Raw genomic sequence first — 20,312 nt, 5'->3', positions numbered from 1 at the left:
AGGATATTGCTATAAAAAAATAATTAAGGTGGTGGTTAAGTGGGATCAGCAAAAATATTACTAACAGACAAAAAAGGCAGTATAATCAATGATTTTATGATGGGGAATGGTAAAGGGTATGCTAAAGACAATTTGACTAGGCAAGTGCCAGGACAAAGACGACAATTAACACCCTCTGATTTAGAAGACCTTTATAGTTCAAACTCTATGGCTGCTAATATTATTGATATCCCAGCTGAGGATATGACTAGAAGCGGATGGACGATTAAGATGAAAGATGAAAAATTAAAAGCTCTTTATGAATCACGTCTGAGACAATTGAAGACTAAAGATATGTTTAAACAGTTAAACATATTCGACCGTTTATACGGTGATGGATTCATTAGTTTAGGTTTGATTCAAAAAAGCACATTTGAGTTGAGTGATGCAATTAAACTTGATGATTTGAAGAAAATATCCTATTTAAATTCATTTTCTAGTAAAAAAGTAAATAACCGAGTAATTGATGAAGATGTTTTTAGTCCGAGGTATGGTAAATCCGAATCATTTGAGATTAATAACCGGTCTAGAACTGGAATTGAAATTGCAGGTCAAACTCAAGTATCTGTTCACCATTCACGCTTAATTCATCAACAGTCAACGAGATTCGAGGACGAAATCGAAGGTACTTCACTACTTGAAAGCCTATATGATATTCTTACCGTAATGGATACCAGTCTTTGGTCGGTAGGTCAAATTATGTATGATTTTGTCTTTAAAGTCTTTAAATCTAAAGACATTGATGGAATGAATAACAACGATAAAGCAGAGCTTGGAATGCTTATGGACTATAAATTCAGAACTGAAGCTTTAGCAGTTATCACAAACGAGGAAGAACTTGGTAAAGAATCAACTAATGTCTCAGGTATTAACCAATTGCTTGATTTCACATGGGATTATCTGGCAGGTGCTGCTAGGATGCCTAAAACAGTATTAAAAGGCCAAGAAGCAGGAACTTTAACAGGAGCTCAATATGATGTAATGAACTATTATTCACGTATAGCTTCAATGCAAGAGAACTCAATGCGGCCACAGCTAGAATACCTTGTAAGATTATTGATGTGGTGTGAAGATGAGTGCGGTGGTCGAATAGACCCCGATTCAATCGAATGGTCTATTGAATTTAATCCGCTTTGGAGCGTTGATAGCAAAACAGATGCTGAGATTCGTAAACTTACAGCTGAATCAGATAAAATTTATATTGAGAGCGGTGTGCTGGATCCTTCAGATGTTCAAGAAGCAAGGTTTGGTCGTTTTGGTGTTACAGAAACTAGCAAGTTTAATGCAGATTCAGCAACTGATATTGATAAGTTAGCCGAATCTGTTTATAAAAAATACAAGGAAAATCGAGCAGATGGCTAGGATACCTCGTACTAGATACCCGTTGAACATCGAAAAAAGTTATGCTAAAAACATAAATAAATTAGTAAGTGAACTTGATTCTCTTATTTTGTACGAGTTTGATAAAATAATTAGTCCTTTAATAGATGATGAAAGAATGACTAAAGACTCAATTATTAGTGATTCTTTTTTTGATGTTGCTAAAAAAGCAATTGAAAAAATAAAATTCCTATCATTAGGTGCTTTTAATAGTAATGATATTAATAAGGTTTCTACAAAGTATATTAGTTCGTTAAATAGTGCAAATAAAAGTAATTTGAATAGTCAATTAAAAACAAAAGGTGTCAATCCTTTAGATTCTGAACCTTGGTTAAAAGAATATTCCAATTCAAAAATAGCTGAAAATGTCAGCTATATAACAAACATCCGAGATGAATATTCTTCTAAAATAGAACAAATAATCTATCGAGGAGTGACAAATGGTCAATCTTCTGCAGAAATGCGTGAAGAGCTGATTAATCAATCTGGTATAGCTAGAAAAAAAGCCGATTTTATTGCGCGAGATCAAACGGGTTCAATATTAGGTCAAATGACAGCTAAGAGACATGAAAAATCTGGAATTCGAGCATTTAGGTGGAGTGATAGCGGAGACTCTAAAGTTAGAGATTCACATCATGAACGAGATGGTAAAATTTATTATTATGCTGACAATCCTTTATTACCAGGTGAAGAATACAACTGTAGATGTGTAGCAGAGCCTATTTTTGATGATGAGCTAGCTCAAATTGAAGCAGAGCAGGCCTTGAATGAGCTAACTGAAAATGAAGAGTATGCAATTAATACTTATATTAGTTCAGAAGCCTATCGTATAAATGATAAGCTTAGAAATGGTTATGATTTAGATGAGAAGGACTCGAAACTTCTTAAAGAATTAGATAGTGCTCTTAGTAAGATGGATAAGTTTGAAGGTGATTTAAATCGATCGTATACCTTTAGGTCACAAGAAGATTTAATAAATTTTGTTACTCCGTTAAGAATTGGAGAGACTAGAAGATTTAAAGAATACATGTCAACTTCAATCGATGTTTATGATCCAGGTAATCAGTTGCTCCTAATCATTAGAAATGCCAAAAAGGGTAGAAATATTAGTCAAATAAACGAAAATGAGCTTGAAGTCTTGTATGAAAGAGGAGCTACCTTTATAGTTATAGAAAGATACCGACTTGAAACAGGTGTCTTAGTAATTGAATTGGAGGAATTCCATGACTAAAAAATACAAACCTTATGAGCATCCAAGATGGAAAGATAACCCGATAAGTGAACATGTCGGTTTTGTTCCTGAACAACTTTCTAAAGAAGAACAGAAAGAGCGTGACCGTAAAGAAAAAGAGTTTATGGATGGTGTTAATGATCTTGCCAAAACTCTTAAAAAAAATGATTAGGACCTGCTAAATTAGCTAGGTCTATTTTTGTACCTTAAATTTGAAAGGTGGTGAGGGTATGGGAAAACAGAAAAAAGAAGCGGTTCAAGAAGCTGAATCAGCAAGTACAGTGGAGGTTAAGCCAGTTAAAGCTATAAAGACTGGACAGATGTCAATAAAGTAGACACAAAAATAGATACAATTTAGATAGACCCAAAATAGATTTTTTCTTTTTCATTCGGGGTCATCATATTGTTTGCTGAATGGGGGCGTTTTGAATTGTAAAAACCCTCTATATATTCAAATGAAGATTGTTCAACTTCTTGGATTGTTCTAAATGTTCTGCGGTTCAGTTCTTCTTTTTTCATATATTTAAAAAAAGACTCGTTTACGGCATTATCCCATGGGTAAGCTGCTTTGGAATAAGATGGAACGAGGTTATGTGTGTCTAAAAATTGACGAACACTAGTCGCACAGTATTGGCTTCCACGATCTGTATGGAATAGAACAGGCTCTTTGGGATTTCTTTGATTCACAGCTGTTTCAAGTGTCTCAAGGACTAAAGAAGCTTCCATAGTTGGACGAACGCGCCATCCTATAATTTTCCTGGAAAATAAATCTAAAATGACACAGAGATAAACAAACCCTTTATTAACAGGAATGTAAGAAATATCGCTCGTCCAAACTCGATTCGGTTCAGTCGGATTGAATTGTTGGTTTAAGTGATTTGAGTAAGCTAAAGAAACCTTTGGTTTCGCATATAAAAATTTCGGCTTAGCTGTAGACATTTTTGGCAAATCCATTGATTTCATTAATCGGTACACTCGCCCAACACTAATGAAAATTCCAAAATCACGCTCAAGAACAACTTTTATTTTCGCAGCACCTAATCGTTTTTTAGAATCCATATAGATAGAAAAAATGGTTTGTCGAAGCTGTTGATTTTCAACAGTTCTAGGAGCAGGAGTTGGGTCAAAGTGTTTATAATAGGTACTTCTATTTACGTTTAAGACTCTACAAAGGCGCACAATAGAATGATCAAAACGTAATAAATGAACCGCATCTAATCGTTGTTTGAGTGTGGCGTGAAGATGGCAATCGCTTTTTTTAAGATGAGGTTTTCCTCTTCTAATAAAGCATTTTTCTTCTGTAAGTCTTTAATCTGTTTAGCAGTAAGGATAGAACCATCTTCAATTTGAACTTCAGAATATTGTTTTACCCAGCGGGATAACGCTGTAAAGGAAACGCCATAGTCTTTACACAACGAAGTTTGTGTTTTACCTCCATGGTAAAGATTAACAAGGCTTTTCTTAAATTCTTCATCATATTTTTTGTAATTGGACATTTGAATCATTCCTTTCGTTTTAGTGTCTACTTATAAACAGTATACCATTAAAAATACTGTCTACTTTATTAGTATATATCCAGACTCCACCAACTGAATTTATGGAGACTAAGCCAGCAATTCATATTGTAGATGAAGGAGAAACGCTTTATTCGATTGCTACAAAGCATGGCATAACTGTAGGATTGTTAAAGGAATTGAATTTCAATGACACAAATCCAAGCGTTTATGTTGGTCAACAATTAAAATTAATGGGATAGGGGGCTAAATCTGATGGGACGTGTTAACCTCTATGACAAAGCACTGATTGAAGATTTTAGCGAAACTGATGAGGGCTATCTTACTGTCAAAGCACCAATCACTAGACCTGGCGTGTTTCCTTATTTAACAAAAGATGGAGCTGTAGAAATGCAGGCAAAGCTACCAGAAGAGTTGTTTTCTGATAAAACAATTAAATCTGCAAATGCTAAACCAGTTACAGATGACCATCCACATGAGGCAGTTACTGCGAATAATTTCACAAAATACTCAAAAGGTATGACTCATACTGATGCAAGGGTTGAAAATAATACTTTAGTAGTGTCATTTACTGTCACAGATTCTGCTACAATTCAAAAAATTAAGGCTGGGAAACGTGAATTGTCAATTGGTTTTAGTGCTGATGTCAAAGACGAAAAAGGGAATTATAGCGGTATGAACTATGATTCTGTTCAAAGAAATATGCAAGTTAATCATCTAGCGATAGTTGATAAAGGCCGGGCGGGTCCAGAGGTTGCAATCCTCAATGATTCTGTCGATTTTGTCATGGATTCAAAAAAAAATAAACAAAATGGAGGTAATAAAATGCCACAAATTATTATTGATGGTTCCGAGTTTGAAGTAGACACAGCTGTTAAATCAAAATTTGACGCTTTATCTGCACAGGCAGATGCTGCTGAAACTAAAGCAAAAGGATTAGATGCTTTGCAGGGGGAACGTGATGCATTAAAAGAAAAATTAGATGCTAAAGAAGCTGAGATTACTGAGCTTAAGAAAAATCAAGTAAACGAAGACGAGATGGATACACGTGTTCAAGCACGGATTGAATTAGTTGAAAAAGCTAAACCTATTCTTGGTGATTCTTTTGAATTTAATGGTAAATCAGATCGTACGGTTAAAGAAGCAGCTATCTTAGAAACAAAAAAAGATTTTAAGGCTGATGGGAAATCAGATGATTATATTGATGCATTCTTTGACTCAATGACTGAACTAGTTGCTGATAAAGGATTCACTCACGGAGTTAATTTCTCTGATGCTAAAGATAAAGAAAAGGCTGCAGATGAAGAAATTAATCAAAAGAAACAAAATCGCTTAAATATGAATAAGAAGGGAGAAAAATAATCATGACAATTCCATACCCACAAAAGTATATGTCTCCAGAGTTAGGTATTGGCAAGTTAGCCAACTATCAAAATACGCAAGCTGATTCCAAAGCAGTTGGTACGAATAGCATTAAATTTGGGCAAGCTGTTCAAGTTAATGAAAGCATTGCAGCACCTTGTGACACAGGTAATTTCTTTGGTGTTGCTCTTGCTAAGAATTATGTTGACGAAATCAAATTCAATGATGATAAAAAAACAGGAGAATATCGTCAAGGTGAGATGGTAGCTGTTTTACGAAAAGGATCTATCTGGGTTCAAGTAGATGATGATGTTAAAGAAGGTGAGTATGCTAGTGTTAAAGCGACTGGTAATTTTGGTATTGTTTCTACAGCAGAAGACTCAACAGATAAGCCAATTGGTATTTTTCAAACAAGTGCACAAGCAGGCGGCTTAGCAATTTTACAAATTAACTTACCTTAAAAAGGAGGAATAAATAAATGTCAAATCAACCAACAGCAACATTAGAAGCACGTGATTTACAAGCAATTGATAAAGTGCTTTATGAGGCACCGAAAGAGGAGCTTGTCGCACGATTAATTTTTAACATTAAAACAGATATCCATCCAGGGGCAGAAACATATGGTTATAACGTAATGACCCGTAGTGGAGCAGCTAAAATCATTGCTAACGGAGCAGATGATCTTCCGCTAGTAGATACAGATTTACAAAGATTTCAACAACCTATTTATACAATTGCAGCAGGGATTAGAATTAGCGTTCAAGAATTACGTCAAGCGCAATTAGTAGGTCAATCTGTAGATGCAACTAAAACAGAAACAGCTCGACGTGCTATTGCCGAAAAAGAAAATAGTATTATTTTCACAGGTGATCCAAAAGTTAATGTTAAAGGGATCGCTAATGCTGACGGTATTCAAGTTGTTAACGTTGCAAAAACATGGAAAACAGCAACAAGTGATGAAATTGTGGAACAAGTACGAACTACTCGGGCAAAAATTACCGTTATTCCAGGGTATCGTACAGCATCGCTTAAAATGTTAGTCTCTTCAACTCAATACGAAGAACTAAATCGTCGTTATAGCGATTTTGATTCACGTACAATCTTAAAAGTTATTGAAGAGAATCAATGGTTTGAGTCAATTATTCCTGTTTCTGATTTAGATAAAGCAGGTACAAATAAAACGGACTGTTTTATTATTATGGATACTCGTTCATCAACTTGTGAAATTTTATTGCCGATGGATGTTGTACGTTTTGAACAAGAATGGGCATATCCAAACTGGAAAGTACCATTTGAAGAGCGTTGCGGTGGTGCATTAATCCGTACACCTTATGCAATTGTTCGAGCAGACGGAATTTAAAAACAAGGAGGAAAACATATGTTAGTACAAAATAAAGGGAAATATATTCGTCATTTTGGAAGTATTATGATTATTCCAGGAGGAAACGAATTAAACGAAGAACAGGAAAAAGAATTCTCAAAAGAAATGAAGCTTCCTTTAAATGCTGTCTTATTAGATAAAGAAATATGTGTTGTAGGAGGGCCTAACACTTCTAGTTTTATTGATTTAAATAAAGAGGAAGCCTTAGAACTAATCAGCGATACGTTTGATCTAGCTTTGCTAAGTAAATTTGCTGAAGCTGAAAAAGGCAAAGGAAATAAGGCTCGTAAATCTTTAATCAGTGCAATTGAAAATCAAATTGAATCAATTAAGACTCCTCCTGAAGACTCCGTTGTTAAAACAGAAGATTAGGAGGTTTTTAATATGCCTGAAACTACAGTTGAAAAGGTGAAACTTACTGCTAAAGAAGTGGCCAGTCTAGGTGATGAGGCAATTAAATTATTTATCAGTGATTCATGGAATGAAATTAAAAAAAAGAAATTTCCAAAAGATATGGAAGAGCAAGCTAATCGTTATTTAGCCTGTCATTTGGCTGTTTTGAATAATCAAAATACGAAATCAGAACAGATTGGATCACTGAAAAAAGAATATTCTGGCTTCCACTCAACATATACTGACTTAAAAAGAACGGTGTATGGTCAAGAATATGCTCGTTTGTTGAAAGAATATACAAAAGGTAATAATGGTATTAGCTTGGTGGTGGTTTAATGAAAGTCACTGATGATTTTTCTGGTATGGACCATATGCAACAGGAGTTAGACAAGCTAAATAGCCAAAGTCTCCAAATTGGTATATTTGGTGAAGATGATTCTTTTATGGCTATGATTGCTGGTGTTAATGAATTTGGCGCTACAATCAGGCCAAAAAAACAGTATCTTACGATTCCAACTAAAGAAGCTAATGGTCGTTCAGCAAGAGATATACCAGGTCTTTTCAAACCTAAAGGTAAAAATATTTTAGCAATATCTGATGGTAACAAAGGACTAAAAGTTATGTTTTATCTTGTTAAAGAGGTGAACATTCCAGAGCGTTCTTTTTTAAGGTCAACTTTTGACGAAAAAGAAGGAGAATGGCAAGAATTCTTTGCGAATCAAATTGATAGTTTGATTTCAGGAAGTGCAACAGCCAACTCAATTTATAGTCAGTTAGGTGCTAGGATAGCTAGCGATATTCAGAAGAAAATAAAAGAAACTTCAAGACCATCAAATGCAGCTGCTACAGTTGCAAATAAAGGGACTAATAACCCTTTAATTAATACTGGACGGCTAAGGCAGTCAGTTACTTGGAAGGTGGTTTAATCAATGGAAAGAATGCTATTTGCTTCAATTGTAGAAGGGTATTCAGTTCCTTTTCAACTTATAGTTCCGAAAGATGAAAAAAGTGGTCACTATGTATCTGGAGAATGGGTTCGTGATGATAAACCACCAATAGAAAAAAATGGAGCAATTCTTCCTTTAAAAGATAGTTCTATTTTTAGAAGTGGTGGCACATTGACTGAGAATGACCGTCAGCTTTTTATTGCAGAATCGGTTCCTCTTGGTTCGATTGCAATTGATGGTTCTAACCAGTACAAAGTTATTAGCGTAGAACCCTTTTTGGAACACTATGCAGACGTTAACGTTTATTATCTAAAGGCGGTGAACAAAGTTGGAAACTACCTATGATTACAAGGAACTGATTGATTTTCTGATTGAGTCCGTTTCATTATTTTCTGGTAAAGAGCTAATCGAAAGTAACACGATTGGTGATATTCCTGATTATCCATATTGCGCTTATACAATCATTTCACCTTATATCTCCATCACGAGTGATATCGTCACTGGGGAGCAATTTGAATGTGTTGTATCATTGACGTGGCATTGTTTATCAGGTTTAGAAGCTTTATCACTTACTGCTAAAACGAACAAATATTTTAGAACTTTTGAAGCAAAACAGCGCCTTGAGGAAAAAAATATTATTTTTGTTAGTTATTCTAGTAGTGGCCAAAGAGATAACTTTTTAAGTATTGAATATGAGCGTTTAGCTGGATGTGATCTAAGATTTAGATTAACAGATAGCTATAAAGATGATGAATTAGAAATAGAAAATATAGAATTATAGGAGGGAATAAAATAATGGTAGAAGCAATTACAGATGTAACAGTATCCATTAATGTTCAACAACCACAACCTAAAATTGGTTTAGGTATTCCAGCTATTTTCGCTGTTGGGATTGAACAAACGTTTAAAGAATATTCTAGTTTGGATGGGTTGGTTAAAGACTTTGGGGAAAATACCACAGTTTATAAAAAAGCTAAAGCAGTGTTTGCCCAAGTAAATATGCCTAAAAATATCGTTGTTATCACCTATAAGGAAGAAGATTCTGCACCAGATCGTCTTGGAACTTCTGGTAATATTGTAAAAGCAGCTGAGGAATACTTTTTTGAAAATTGGCATTTTGCTTTACTTGCAGAATTTGAATCAGATACTGGCTTAGCATTAAGCAATTTTATCGAAGAACAAAAATTCAAATTTTTAGTATTACAAGTTGCTAAAGCGAGTGATTTAACACCTTTTGCTAAAAATTCGCTGACTATTGGATTGGTCCATACTCTAGCAGAAGAATATTTAGATGCTGCGTTAATTGGGAATACTGCTAATTTAACTGTTGGATCCGTAACATGGAAGGGACGTCCAAATTTAATTGGAATTACAGCACAAAAATTAATGGTTTCAAACCTTGAAGAAATTCATAAAGCTGGTGGTTTAGCCTATGTTGAAAAAGCTGGAATTCCTCAAACTTCAGAAGGTAAAACGATTAGTGGTGAATTTATTGACTCACTTCATGGAGATCATTGGATTAAATCAAATATTGAATCGCGTTTACAACGTTTATTATCTAATACTGATAAAATCACTTTTGATTCCAATGGTATTGCGTTACTTCGTAATGAATTAACAACAGTATTTGAGGAAGCATTCAGTAACGGTATTATTGATGTCGTCGATGAAACCGGAAATGGAAATTACTCAATTACAGCATTACAACGTACTGATTTAAAACCAGAAGATATTGCAGCAAGAAATTACAAAGGACTTTCATTCACTTATAAACGTTCTGGAGCAATCCATTCTGTTGACGTAAGTGGAACAATTGAAGTTTAAAAAAGGAGGAAATTAATCTATGGAAGATATGTTAACCTATGATGCCCGTGCGGTATCAATAATTGTAGATAGTATTAATCTGTTTGGATTTGGTGACGGAGATATGGTTACCTGTTCGAAAGATGCTAATAATGCTGAAATCAAAGTCGATGCACAAGGCCAAGCATCAGCAGCGATTAATAATGATAATTTAGGAACGATTAAAATTGAGTTGGCTCAAACATCTCCTTGTTACCCTAAAATGATGGCAATTGCTAACGAGAAGAAAATTGTTCCGGTTCGAGTAGTCAATGGAACAGAAGTCATTGGTGGGTCTAAAGCGATCATTGAGAAGCTACCGGATGCTGGATTTGGCAAGTCAGTTGGTGCTCGTTCATTCAGTTTTAAAGTCTTAGATTATAAGCATACAGTAGATTAAGCACTCCCTTAAAAGAGTGCTTTTTTAAGTTAATAAAAATTAGGAGGAAAATATCATGACAGAAAAAACTAAAACAATCAAAGCAGTAGAAGCTAAAAATTCAATTCCTGAGGAAGAAAAAACTCCATTAAAAAAATTCGGTAAACAAGAAACCGTTACAGTAGAAGGCGTTGAATACAAGTTTCAGTTCCCTGGTATTCGCAAAGCACAACAAATTCTTGATGGGTCAAAAATGCTAAATGGTGTAATCAGTGATGAAGCCTATAATCACCAATTGATGGAAATTGTTATCATTGAACCAAAAACGAATTGGGATTATTGGGATGAAAATGCTGGCTATCGTGAGGTTATGGCATTAGCTGATAACTTTCTTGGAAGATTGCTCAACTAGTATTTCAAACCGGGATGCAGTTAGGGAAGTCGAAAAAGAGTTTCATTTTTGGCTTCCTGTCATTGCAGGTATCGCAACAAAAGAAGAAATTGATGTTTCTACAGCATCCGAATTAACTATTTTGAATGAAGTAGCGCTTCAAAAAATTAAACTAATGAAAGGTGGGTTATAAATATGGCTGGTGCTTTAAGAAAAACGACTATTGAGATAGATTGGAAAGTAAATAATTCTGGTTTAAAACAAGCAAACGAAGAAACTGATCGTATTATTTCTAAATCTGGAAAAGCTGAACAATCGTACAATGGGACTAATTCAGCTATCAATAATACCACCTCTTCATTAAATAGATACAATTCGACTGCACAGACTGGTGCTAATAACGTTGTTCAGATGGGTGCAAAAACACAAAGTGCTTACAATAGTTCGAACCGTTCTATTCAAACAAACACACAATCGTTAAATTCTCAAAATAGCGCGATTAGAACTAGTACGGATAACGTTGTTCAATTTGGTACGAGAGGTTCACAATCTATAAACAATGTAAGTAATTTAGCTCAGTCTGCTAGGTCGAATGTGGTACATATGGGTTCCGCATTGACAAGTGCAACCAATTCTACAAGCAGTTTTGGTTCTAGAGTTGGAAGTTCACTAAATAACGCTCGCAGTGGAGTAACAAACCTTACAAGTGGCTTTAATAATTTAGGTTCTAATGTTTATTCAATGGCTGACAGAGCAGCTAATTCAATTGAAAATGGAATAAACAAACCATTAAATACAGCTAAAGGTTTAATCATGGGGCTAGGTGCGACAGCAGGAGTTGCAGGTGCGGGAAGTTTATTTAGTGCAGGTATGGGGCGTTTAAGTGCTATTGAAGATGCACGTTTATCTTTAAATGTCATGCTCCAAGATGAAAAGAAAACTTCCTCTTTTATGGAAGAAATTTTAGCATTTGCTAAAACTACGCCTTACGCATTCCAAGATTTAGCAACGAACAGTAAAAACTTACTTGCATTTGGGATGGATATTGATAAAGTTGTTCCAACAATGCAAGCAATTGGTGACCTAGCAGCTGCATCTGGTAAAGGGTCAGAAGGAATAAATCAATTATCCGGAGCTTTTGGTAAAATGCAAGTTCTAGGAAAAGTTTCTATGGAGCAATTAAATACGATTACTGAAGCAGGTGTTCCTGCCTTAAAAATTCTAGCCAATGAGGGTGGAGTTTCAGTTGAGGAAATGCAAAAAAGGATTAGTTCTGGTTCAGTAGAATCAGGTAAAGCCATAGCTACGCTTGTTAAAGGTATTGAAGAAGGTTCCAATGGAATTGCAGGAGAAACGACTAAACTAGGTGGAATTATGTCAGAACTGAAAAAAACATGGAAAGGATCACTTGATTCCATGAAGTCCGCAGTTACTTCGACTATGGCCACTATGTTAGAACCAGCAAAACCATATATTCAAAAAGGGATGGCATGGTTTAGTGACCAATTTAAAAAGCTACCGGATTTTGTAGCTAAATCAGGCAAAGCACTAAAACCAGCATGGAAACCAATTCAAGAAATTTTTGCGACAACAAATGATTTTATCAAACAAGATTTTATTCCTACTGCATTAGCTCTTGGCAGAACCTTAGGCCCGGGCTTTTTAGAAGGCGGAATAGTAGCGATAAAAGGATTTGGTTACATTGTTGACAATGTGTTAAAGCCACCATTGGAATTCATAAAACAGTATGCTGAAGAGCATCCGGATAGAATGACTTCTGTTGCAAAATATACTGCTATTGGTGTTGCCGGTTTTATGGCATTCAGAAAAGTTTCAAGTGTTGTATTTGGAGTTTCAAAAGTTGTGGGTGGCTTAACTAGAGCTATTAGCAGGATTGGTACTAAGGCTATTACCTCTGCAACTCAAGCAAATGGTGCTATGCAATCAATGGCAGTTACAGCTCAAGTAACGCAACAATCTGTACAACGTTCAAACTTTAGCCCCTATGTTGGAAATAGCTCTCAAATTATGACAAGGCAGCAATACAGAATGGCACCAAGGACTTTGAGGAATGTTCCTCAATTTGTTCAATCTTCACAGGTACAAACAAGAGTTTCAAGGAATGCAGCACAAAATGCTGGATTAAATATACTAAGTTCAACTGGTTCTAGCCGATTAAATGCAAGAGCAGTTAGTACAGCTAATGCAGCACAAAGTCAGGCGCTTAATGCTTCTGCATTAAGAAGACTAACAGTAGGAACTTCTAGGTCAGCTGTTACAGCTCAAAATGCTGCTTTAATGGCTACAAATTCAGCCAATGGAGTAAATAAAGGCCTTTCGCTCTTTGGTAAGGCAAAACTAGGATTACAAACAACTGGTACGGTCGGAAAATTAGCTGGAGCTGGTGCCCTTGTGGGTGTTGGTATCAGCGCATTAGATTTACTTGGAATGAACAAAAAAAATAAAGGTGAAAAACTAGGTAAATTTGGTGGTTCTACAGCTGGATTACTTGCTGGAGGAGCTATTGGTACAGCAATATTCCCCGGTATCGGTACAGCAATTGGTGGGATGATTGGCTCGTTTGCTGGTTCAGAATTTGGGAAGAAATTTGGAAGTTACATCCAAAAAAATTGGAAATCAATCACTAAGACTACTAGTGATCTTTGGGAATCTGCTAAAGATGATAAAACTTTTGGTAAATATTTCAAAAATGCTGAGATTATAGCAAAAGTTAGTGCAGATGGTATAAAAAAATCTTACCAATCAGCTAAAGAAAGCGTTACTGGATTCTTTTCTAATCCTCTAGAAACCAAAATAAAAGGTAAAAATATTACTTCTTTACAAGCAGCTAAGGGTGAAGGTGTAACAAAAGATACGGCCAAAAGAGTTAATTCATATATGGACAAAAGCGATAAAGTAATTACTAGTCAAGTGGATATGGCGATTACTGGTAAGCCAATGTCTGAAAAAGGTTATCAAGACATTATGAAGACATATGACTTGATGGAAAAACAAGTTTTAACTCGCTTAGATGAAAAACAAAATAAGTCAGCAAAAAACTTCGATAAATTGTTAGAACTAGGGGTTGTAGATCAATCAACAGTTGATAGTGCAAAACGTTCCGGTGAAGAACTAAATCGAATAAAGACTAAAAAATTTACTGAAAACAATAACCAATTAAAAGCTCTTGAAGAAAAACAAAGGGCTGATTCATTAGCGTCCACGGCTGAATATGAGAATCAAAAGAATTCAATCAAGGAGAGAGCTGCTGCAGAAGGCAGAGCTCTAACAGATGCAGAAAACGAGAGAATTAAGCGAATTGAACAAATCGCTTCGGCTGATCAGAAACGAATTGCACAGGAAAACGACAAAGAAAAGAAACGATTAATTGAGGAACAAAATAAGCTAGCCACTTCAGCACTTTCTGATTCTGCAAAGGAACAAAAGATTATTTTAGGTAACTTAGAAGATAGCACGTCAAAAATGAGTGCGAAACAAGCTGCTAGTATTGTTGAAAGTTCTTATAAGGCAAAAGAAGGTGCTGTTAAAGCTGCTAATGATAAGTTTAATGAAACGAAACGTATTTTAGATGAAGAGCGATTTGTTACAGGGAGTATTAGTAAAGAAGCTTATGAAAAGGCAATAAAAACAGCTAAAGAGCAAAGAGACGGAACGGTTAAAGCAGCTGAAGAAACCCATGATGGAGTTGTTACACAAGCAAAAAAACAAGCTGAAGGGCATATTCAAGAAGTTGATTGGGAAAAGGGTGAGGTCCTAAGTAAATGGGATCAATTGAAAGCCTCAACTATACAAAATTTCATTGATACAAAAGATCAAGCAGTTGAAAAATGGAATGAATTTAAACAAGGCTTTAATGATATATCAACGAATATAGCAGAAACCTCAATGGCTATTTGGCGTCAATTCAAAGTGAATTTTGCTTCCAACCTTAATGGATTTTTATTTGGTATCAATAAAGTTCTAGAGTTTTTCAATCTTTCACCAATAAAACCTTATAACCCAGAAGGATTAGACAGTGGGAAAAGTTATTCAGAACCTTCAAGTGGAAGCATGCCAATGAATTACCGGGGAAATTCTAGTTTTAACGGAGGAAACTCTTTAGTAGGAGAAGAAGGGTTTGAATTAGCTTATGATAAATCAAACTCAACAGCAAGAGTCTTAGGGGTTAATGGTCCTGAAATAGCCAATATTTCAGCTAATACTAAGATTTTAAATCATAAAGATTCTAAAAAAGTTGTTAGTGGTGGGTTAGGAAAAGGAACAGTATTACCTGGATTTGATAAGGGGAATTCAAGCTTAAGTGATTTTGTAGGAAACGTGAAAAATAAAGTTTCGGATACTGCTGAAAATATAGGTGGTGCTATTTCGGGAGCAGCAAAAACAGCTTATGATTGGATATCTGATCCAGTTGGAAAAGTAACAGAGTTATTAAGCAGTTTCAATAAATATAAGAAAGAGAGCACTATTGATGGTTTTGGTTTTGGTGGATTAACCAAAGTAGGAGAAAGTGCAAAAGGTTGGGTACAAGACAAACTAAGCGCTATTAGCATTAGTCCACCAGGAGAAGGTGCTGAACGTTGGAGACCAACAGTAATGAAATCTCTTGCATTAAATGGTTTACCAGCATCGGAGGCATATGTGGGTGCTTGGTTGCGTCAAATTCAATCAGAGTCCGGAGGAAATGAAAAAGCTGTACAAGGTGATATTGGTGACATTAACAATAAAACTGGTGATTTGGCAAAAGGACTATTGCAAACAATTTCCGCAACGTTTAATGCTTATAAACATGCTGGTCATGGCGATATTTTTAACGGCTTTGATAACATGCTTGCTGCAATGAACTATGCAAAAAGTCGTTATGGTTCAACTTCTATGCTTGGCGTAATTGGTCATGGACATGGCTATAAAAATGGTGGTCGTCCACCAATCAAGGAATCAATCCTTGTAGGTGAAGAAGGTCCTGAAATTGTTGAAATGGATTCTCCTGGAACTATTCATTCAAACAATAAGACGAAAGAGTTATTGAATAATCCTAAAGAAAGAAACAAAGGACAAACAATTAACTTTAGTCCTATTATAAATATTTCTATGGGAGATAACTCAAGCGGAGTTAGTGAGTCGCAGATTAAAAAAGCTGTAGATGAAGCACTTGAAAGAGCTTTTGAAACATTTAGACGTCAATTCGGAACTGGGGTGGCTTATTAATAATGGCTAAGTTAGATGGGATTTATATTGTAAATGAAACAGACACAGCAACTTATGCTGTGACAGTAACTGAATATCCAGTTGAGGAAGGAATGCCAATAAATGATGCAGTAATTAAAGTACAAGATTCATTCTCGGTTTCTGGTTTTATTATTTCTTCCAGTTCAGAAAATGAATTGAAATCTTTAAAAATAAAGATGGAGAAAGGTTCAATTGTTAAGTATGTCGGAAGAATGATAGCTTCCGACGTACTTATAACGGACATTACAACTAGCTATGCTAAAGAAGTTGGTAACGGAGTAGGTGTAACAATTAACTTAAAAAGAATCCGAATACCTAAAAGTCCATGGGTTAAAAAAGTAACGACTCCATCCAACTCAGGGAATAAACCGGTGGTATCAACTAATAATATGCTTTTTCATCTTGTAAGAGCTGGCGATACGTATTGGGGAGTTTCTCAAAAATATGGAAGGAATCTTAATACGATTATGGGTTATTCTGAAAATAAGTGGCTAGCTCACTCAATACCAATCGGCGTTAAAATAAGGTATCAATAATAGATAGGAAAGGATTGGAACGAATGAAATATAATTCTATTATTTCTTTTAGCGTAGAAGAAGTTCCTGTTATTTTCGAAGTTAAACTCGCGAATATAGTTTATTTGATGGGAATAAATTATAATGATAAGTATGATTTTTTTACTATTGATCTGTTTGAATTAGACAAGACTCCCATCATTTTATCAGAAAAACTCATTTTAAATCAGCCTTTATTCGAGGGGATAATTGATAGTCGCATACCAGCACCTACAATTATTCCTTCTAATAGTGCAAATATTGAAGAAAGAGTAACTAAGTCTAATTTTGGTAAAACAGTATTTCTTTATATTGATGATGGTGGTGAAAATGATGTCTGAATTAGAAGCAAAACTATTAGATGTACATTTTGAAGACGTGGCAGCAGGTAATTTTGTAATTTATAGATATCCCAATATCGAAATTCATGTGGATATTCCTTTTGATGATGATTCCACACCAAATGAATGTATAGTTAGTATATTTAATTTAAGCCAGTCTTCAATAAGCAAAATAAAGAAAGGTATAAATATGTCTGTATTTGCTGGAAATCCTTCTGACTGGGGAGCGTTACTTGAAGGAGCAGTTGCTAAGGTTGAAACTAAATTTAATGGTCCAACAAAGGAAACCGTTATTACTTTAACTGACTATTTTAATTTTAGTGCCAAGCCAACAAATATAACTTTCGCAAATGATACAAAAGCTTCTACAATTTTAAATCGACTATGTAGCGAACTTGGTTCTGCACCTGCAGTTTTAGAATTACCAGAAGATAAGGTATATTCGAGTGGCTATAAAGTAAGTGGAACAATTAGTGATGCTTTTAATGAAATTATTGCTGATTGTAAGGCATCAATGTATATTCGAAGAGGCAGAATATACATTAGAGACTTAAAAAAAGGTGATGATGAACGTTTTAAACTAAGTAGCGAAACTGGACTTATAGGATCACCTGAAAGAATCGAAACCGAAGATTACAAAGGATATAATATTCAATGCACACTACAACATAAGATAAGCACAGCAAGTATCATTGAATTAGATACTAAAAATATAAAAGGAACTTTCAGAGCTAAGTCAGGCAGACATAGTTTTGATGGTTCTTCTTTTATTACAGAAGCGTTGGTGATCGAATGAGTAATGCAAGTATGTTTTTTGAAGAATTTAAAAGGAATATTTTACAGAGTATTAATACCTGTAGTCTAGGTAGAATAGTTTCAATAAATGGAAATAAGGCTAGTGTACAACCTTTATTTATGATGAAAACGTCTGATGGAAAGCTATTGAAACAAACTATAATTAATGATGTACCGATTACAAAGCATTGTATTGATGATGCAATTGTAGGTGCAACGGTAGTTTATATTGCGGCCCAACGATCAATTGCTAACTTAAACGGTGGCAATTTTATAGACCCAGCGGCTCACACATTAATGAGCGATAATGATGCCATTATTTTGGGGGTGCTGTGATGAAAAGTCTTCAAGTATCACAAAAAGGGGATATTTTAATTACGAATGGTTCATTTTCTATCATTGAGGCTGAAAGTGAGGTTTCTCAATCAGTTACTTCGCTTTTAAAAATAAGACTAGAGGAATTTTTTTTAGATGAACATATTGGGTTAGATAGAAATAATTTATTAGGTAAAAATTTTAATATAGATGAAGCAAGAGACGATTTAATTGAGTGTATATCTCAAGATGATCGTATTGAAATAATTAATGATTTAACCATTACTATCTCAGGACGTATTGCATCTATTGCATTTGAAGCTAAGTTAATTTCTACCGAATATGAAATTAATTCTACAATAACAGGGGAGGTGAAATTAGATGTTTAATGAAAAAGGTCTTAAAATACTAACTTATTCGGAATTAATTGATGAAATGGAGCTTAAAGCAAAAGCACTTTTTGGTGAAGATATTAATACACGAAGCTATACACCTTTAGGGATTATCTTAAGAATCTATGCATGGTTTTTATCTGTAGTATGGCAGGTTGTAGAAAAAGTATATTTTTCAGGATTCATTAAATCTAGTGAAGGAATTCAACTTGATCGTCATGGAGGAAATAGAAATATTGTTCGTAATCCGGAAACAGAAAGTACCGTTTTTTTAAAAGTATTTGGATCCCCAGGATTTCAATTGAAATTGGGCTCTTTTTTTGAAACTAAAGAAGGAATTCGGTTTTTTACAACTGAAAAAGCTATCCTAGATGCAGAAGGGCAAGCTTCTGTTGAAGCAGTTTCTGTTGGTAAAGGAGCACTTAATAATGTTGCTGCTAATACAATTACAGTGATTAGTGAGCCGGTAGAAGAATTAATCTCAGTTACGAACTTAAGTGAAGCAGTAGGTGGTATTGATGAAGAGAGTGATTTAGCTTATCGTCAACGTCTTATAAAAGGGAATTTGGCACAGAATAATGCAACCGTTGATGCAATTATTTCAAAAGTAAGCAATGTAAGTGGTGTTATTAGTGTACAAGTTAATGTTAACAATACCATGGCTGAAAAAGATGGAATTCCACCAAAAGCCATTAATGTTTTAGCAGTAGGTGGTAACGATGCTGATATAGGTAAAATGATCTTTAATACTATTGGTGCTGGAGTAGGAACAAGTGGAGAAATTAATTATGTAGCGACTGCATTAGATGGAAATAAACATGAGATTAGATTTAGTAAAGCAATTACTAAAGTTGTATATATGAAAATTCAGATTCAAACTTCTAATTTATTTCCAGTTGAGGGGATTCAATTAATTAAAGATTCTATCATTGAATATGTTGGTGGTAGTACTTCAGATGAAAAGTATCATAATGGGCTAGGTTTATCAGAGACTTTAATCTATACAAAATTATTTAGACCTATTTATGAGGTTCCAGGAGTATTGAATTCAACTGTTCAAATTGGTTTAGATCCAGAGGTACTTGCTAGTTCAGATATTGTGCCACCAATAAAAACTATTTTAATTACTTCACTAGAAGCAATTGAGGTGATTAATAGTGTTGAATAAAATGTTAAGTATGATTCCGGATGCTTTCGCTAAAACCAAAGAAACAAATTTTGGAAAACTATTTATTATTTTAAGTGAACAGGTTAACGGCGTGACTCAAACGGTTGAAAAAATTGAAAATTGGCGCTCTATTGATGAGGCTAAAGGAATTGTTTTAGATAAAATTGGAGCCGATTTAGAGCAATATAGAGGAATGGCTGATGATGAAATTTATAGGTTATTAATTAAGTCGCGTATCATTAGAGCCCAGTCATCAGGGACGTTTGATGATATTATTAGAGCCATTTGTGCGACGGTAAATTGCCAACCAACTGATATTAGTGTTATTTCAGCAGTTGAAAGTAAGGATACAAAGATAAGCGACGAACCCTTAGCAATAGTTATTGAAAAAACGCCACTAGGTGCTCTGAATGCAATTGGTATGAACGTTGGCACATTTACTAAAATTGTTGAACATTCCGTAATGGCAGGGGTTAGAGTTATTTCTATTAATTTGGAAGGGACGTTTGAGTTTAGTGAAACTTATGACGATTATGATGAACTAAAAGGTTTTGCCAATGAAGAAGCTACTATTGGTGGTTTTTTTGGTGATACCTATTTAGATAATGGGATAGATTTACCAATATAGAAAGGAGCAATAA

At 34.8% G+C, this 20,312-nt stretch carries 25 protein-coding genes; 24 read left to right on the top strand and 1 reads right to left on the bottom strand.

All coding sequences use genetic code 11. The features are described from left to right. The first annotated feature begins 39 nt into the window (after nucleotides 1–39). From BR77_RS06080 to BR77_RS06070, 3 genes are read left to right on the top strand one after another with little or no spacing between them, the layout of a single operon-like run. Nucleotides 40–1,401: an anti-CBASS protein Acb1 family protein gene (locus BR77_RS06080; protein WP_051926678.1), complete on the top strand. Its 1,362-nt coding sequence runs from the start codon at nucleotides 40–42 to the stop codon at nucleotides 1,399–1,401. Between the two features lie 22 nt (nucleotides 1,402–1,423). Beyond that, nucleotides 1,424–2,650 carry a minor capsid protein gene (locus tag BR77_RS06075; RefSeq protein WP_236700909.1) on the top strand — a complete coding sequence of 409 codons (1,227 nt, stop codon included), beginning with the start codon at nucleotides 1,424–1,426 and terminating at the stop codon, nucleotides 2,648–2,650. Then, complete coding sequence (locus BR77_RS06070; protein WP_035064261.1) at nucleotides 2,643–2,822, top strand: hypothetical protein; 180 nt, start codon at nucleotides 2,643–2,645, stop codon at nucleotides 2,820–2,822. Before BR77_RS06075 ends, BR77_RS06070 begins: the two co-directional genes overlap by 8 nt. Before the next feature lie 182 nt (nucleotides 2,823–3,004). Here the strand turns inward: BR77_RS06070 and BR77_RS18635 are convergent. Further along, a protein-coding gene (locus tag BR77_RS18635; RefSeq protein WP_233463432.1) for an IS3 family transposase occupies nucleotides 3,005–4,146 on the bottom strand; the annotation gives its coding sequence in 2 pieces (ribosomal slippage) (nucleotides 3,005–3,900 and nucleotides 3,900–4,146; 1,143 coding nt in all). Between the two features lie 101 nt (nucleotides 4,147–4,247). Here BR77_RS18635 and BR77_RS18630 point away from each other — a divergent pair. From BR77_RS18630 to BR77_RS05960, 21 genes are all read left to right on the top strand, one after another. Beyond that, on the top strand, nucleotides 4,248–4,406 hold the full coding sequence (locus BR77_RS18630; RefSeq protein ID WP_080732536.1) for a LysM peptidoglycan-binding domain-containing protein: 159 nt from the start codon (nucleotides 4,248–4,250) through the stop codon (nucleotides 4,404–4,406). Between the two features lie 13 nt (nucleotides 4,407–4,419). Then, nucleotides 4,420–5,526: a DUF2213 domain-containing protein gene (locus tag BR77_RS06055; RefSeq protein WP_035064258.1), complete on the top strand. Its 1,107-nt coding sequence runs from the start codon at nucleotides 4,420–4,422 to the stop codon at nucleotides 5,524–5,526. Between the two features lie 2 nt (nucleotides 5,527–5,528). Beyond that, nucleotides 5,529–5,987 (top strand): structural cement protein Gp24, encoded by a 459-nt coding sequence (locus BR77_RS06050; protein ID WP_035064255.1) that lies wholly within the window; start codon nucleotides 5,529–5,531, stop codon nucleotides 5,985–5,987. Between the two features lie 17 nt (nucleotides 5,988–6,004). Beyond that, the gene (locus BR77_RS06045; protein ID WP_035064252.1) at nucleotides 6,005–6,886 is read left to right on the top strand and encodes a DUF2184 domain-containing protein; all 882 of its coding nucleotides are present in this window, start codon (nucleotides 6,005–6,007) and stop codon (nucleotides 6,884–6,886) included. Between the two features lie 18 nt (nucleotides 6,887–6,904). Then, nucleotides 6,905–7,279 (top strand): hypothetical protein, encoded by a 375-nt coding sequence (locus BR77_RS06040; protein ID WP_035064249.1) that lies wholly within the window; start codon nucleotides 6,905–6,907, stop codon nucleotides 7,277–7,279. 12 nt (nucleotides 7,280–7,291) lie between these two features. Further along, nucleotides 7,292–7,636, top strand: coding sequence for a DUF4054 domain-containing protein (locus BR77_RS06035; RefSeq protein WP_016356461.1), 345 nt, complete (start codon nucleotides 7,292–7,294; stop codon nucleotides 7,634–7,636). Continuing rightward, the gene (locus BR77_RS06030) at nucleotides 7,636–8,226 is read left to right on the top strand and encodes a hypothetical protein (protein ID WP_035064246.1); all 591 of its coding nucleotides are present in this window, start codon (nucleotides 7,636–7,638) and stop codon (nucleotides 8,224–8,226) included. Before BR77_RS06035 ends, BR77_RS06030 begins: the two co-directional genes overlap by 1 nt. A 3-nt stretch (nucleotides 8,227–8,229) precedes the next feature. Continuing rightward, a complete protein-coding gene (locus BR77_RS06025; RefSeq protein ID WP_035064243.1) occupies nucleotides 8,230–8,592 on the top strand; it encodes a hypothetical protein in 363 nt (120 codons plus the stop codon). Then, the gene (locus BR77_RS06020) at nucleotides 8,576–9,028 is read left to right on the top strand and encodes a phage neck terminator protein (RefSeq protein ID WP_035064240.1); all 453 of its coding nucleotides are present in this window, start codon (nucleotides 8,576–8,578) and stop codon (nucleotides 9,026–9,028) included. Before BR77_RS06025 ends, BR77_RS06020 begins: the two co-directional genes overlap by 17 nt. A 14-nt stretch (nucleotides 9,029–9,042) precedes the next feature. Beyond that, the gene (locus BR77_RS06015; protein WP_015076512.1) at nucleotides 9,043–10,071 is read left to right on the top strand and encodes a DUF3383 family protein; all 1,029 of its coding nucleotides are present in this window, start codon (nucleotides 9,043–9,045) and stop codon (nucleotides 10,069–10,071) included. Between the two features lie 19 nt (nucleotides 10,072–10,090). Further along, a complete protein-coding gene (locus BR77_RS06010; RefSeq protein WP_015076511.1) occupies nucleotides 10,091–10,489 on the top strand; it encodes a phage structural protein in 399 nt (132 codons plus the stop codon). 55 nt (nucleotides 10,490–10,544) lie between these two features. Further along, a complete protein-coding gene (locus BR77_RS06005) occupies nucleotides 10,545–10,880 on the top strand; it encodes a hypothetical protein (RefSeq protein WP_035064238.1) in 336 nt (111 codons plus the stop codon). Further along, nucleotides 10,861–11,052 carry a hypothetical protein gene (locus tag BR77_RS06000; RefSeq protein WP_035064234.1) on the top strand — a complete coding sequence of 64 codons (192 nt, stop codon included), beginning with the start codon at nucleotides 10,861–10,863 and terminating at the stop codon, nucleotides 11,050–11,052. Before BR77_RS06005 ends, BR77_RS06000 begins: the two co-directional genes overlap by 20 nt. 2 nt (nucleotides 11,053–11,054) lie before the next feature. After that, nucleotides 11,055–16,085, top strand: a complete 5,031-nt coding sequence (locus tag BR77_RS05995) for a tape measure protein (protein WP_035064232.1) — start codon at nucleotides 11,055–11,057, stop codon at nucleotides 16,083–16,085. Between the two features lie 2 nt (nucleotides 16,086–16,087). Further along, nucleotides 16,088–16,642: a phage baseplate protein gene (locus tag BR77_RS05990; protein WP_035064229.1), complete on the top strand. Its 555-nt coding sequence runs from the start codon at nucleotides 16,088–16,090 to the stop codon at nucleotides 16,640–16,642. Between the two features lie 23 nt (nucleotides 16,643–16,665). Continuing rightward, a complete protein-coding gene (locus BR77_RS05985) occupies nucleotides 16,666–17,001 on the top strand; it encodes a phage baseplate plug family protein (RefSeq protein ID WP_035064226.1) in 336 nt (111 codons plus the stop codon). After that, a complete protein-coding gene (locus BR77_RS05980) occupies nucleotides 16,994–17,797 on the top strand; it encodes a phage protein (protein ID WP_051926674.1) in 804 nt (267 codons plus the stop codon). Before BR77_RS05985 ends, BR77_RS05980 begins: the two co-directional genes overlap by 8 nt. A 119-nt stretch (nucleotides 17,798–17,916) precedes the next feature. Beyond that, a complete protein-coding gene (locus tag BR77_RS19000; protein WP_185751408.1) occupies nucleotides 17,917–18,132 on the top strand; it encodes a hypothetical protein in 216 nt (71 codons plus the stop codon). Beyond that, nucleotides 18,132–18,500, top strand: a complete 369-nt coding sequence (locus tag BR77_RS05970; protein ID WP_051926671.1) for a contractile injection system sheath initiator — start codon at nucleotides 18,132–18,134, stop codon at nucleotides 18,498–18,500. Before BR77_RS19000 ends, BR77_RS05970 begins: the two co-directional genes overlap by 1 nt. Next, nucleotides 18,493–19,671, top strand: a complete 1,179-nt coding sequence (locus tag BR77_RS05965; RefSeq protein WP_051926669.1) for a baseplate J/gp47 family protein — start codon at nucleotides 18,493–18,495, stop codon at nucleotides 19,669–19,671. The genes BR77_RS05970 and BR77_RS05965 overlap by 8 nt, the downstream gene beginning before the upstream one ends. After that, on the top strand, nucleotides 19,661–20,299 hold the full coding sequence (locus BR77_RS05960; protein ID WP_155520273.1) for a hypothetical protein: 639 nt from the start codon (nucleotides 19,661–19,663) through the stop codon (nucleotides 20,297–20,299). The genes BR77_RS05965 and BR77_RS05960 overlap by 11 nt, the downstream gene beginning before the upstream one ends. Nucleotides 20,300–20,312 lie beyond the last annotated feature (13 nt).

Origin of the sequence: Carnobacterium maltaromaticum DSM 20342 (assembly GCF_000744945.1) — a bacterium.
Lineage (GTDB): Bacteria > Bacillota > Bacilli > Lactobacillales > Carnobacteriaceae > Carnobacterium > Carnobacterium maltaromaticum.
Note: the sequence above shows the minus strand (reverse complement) of the source record. Positions and strands in the feature narration are given on the sequence as shown.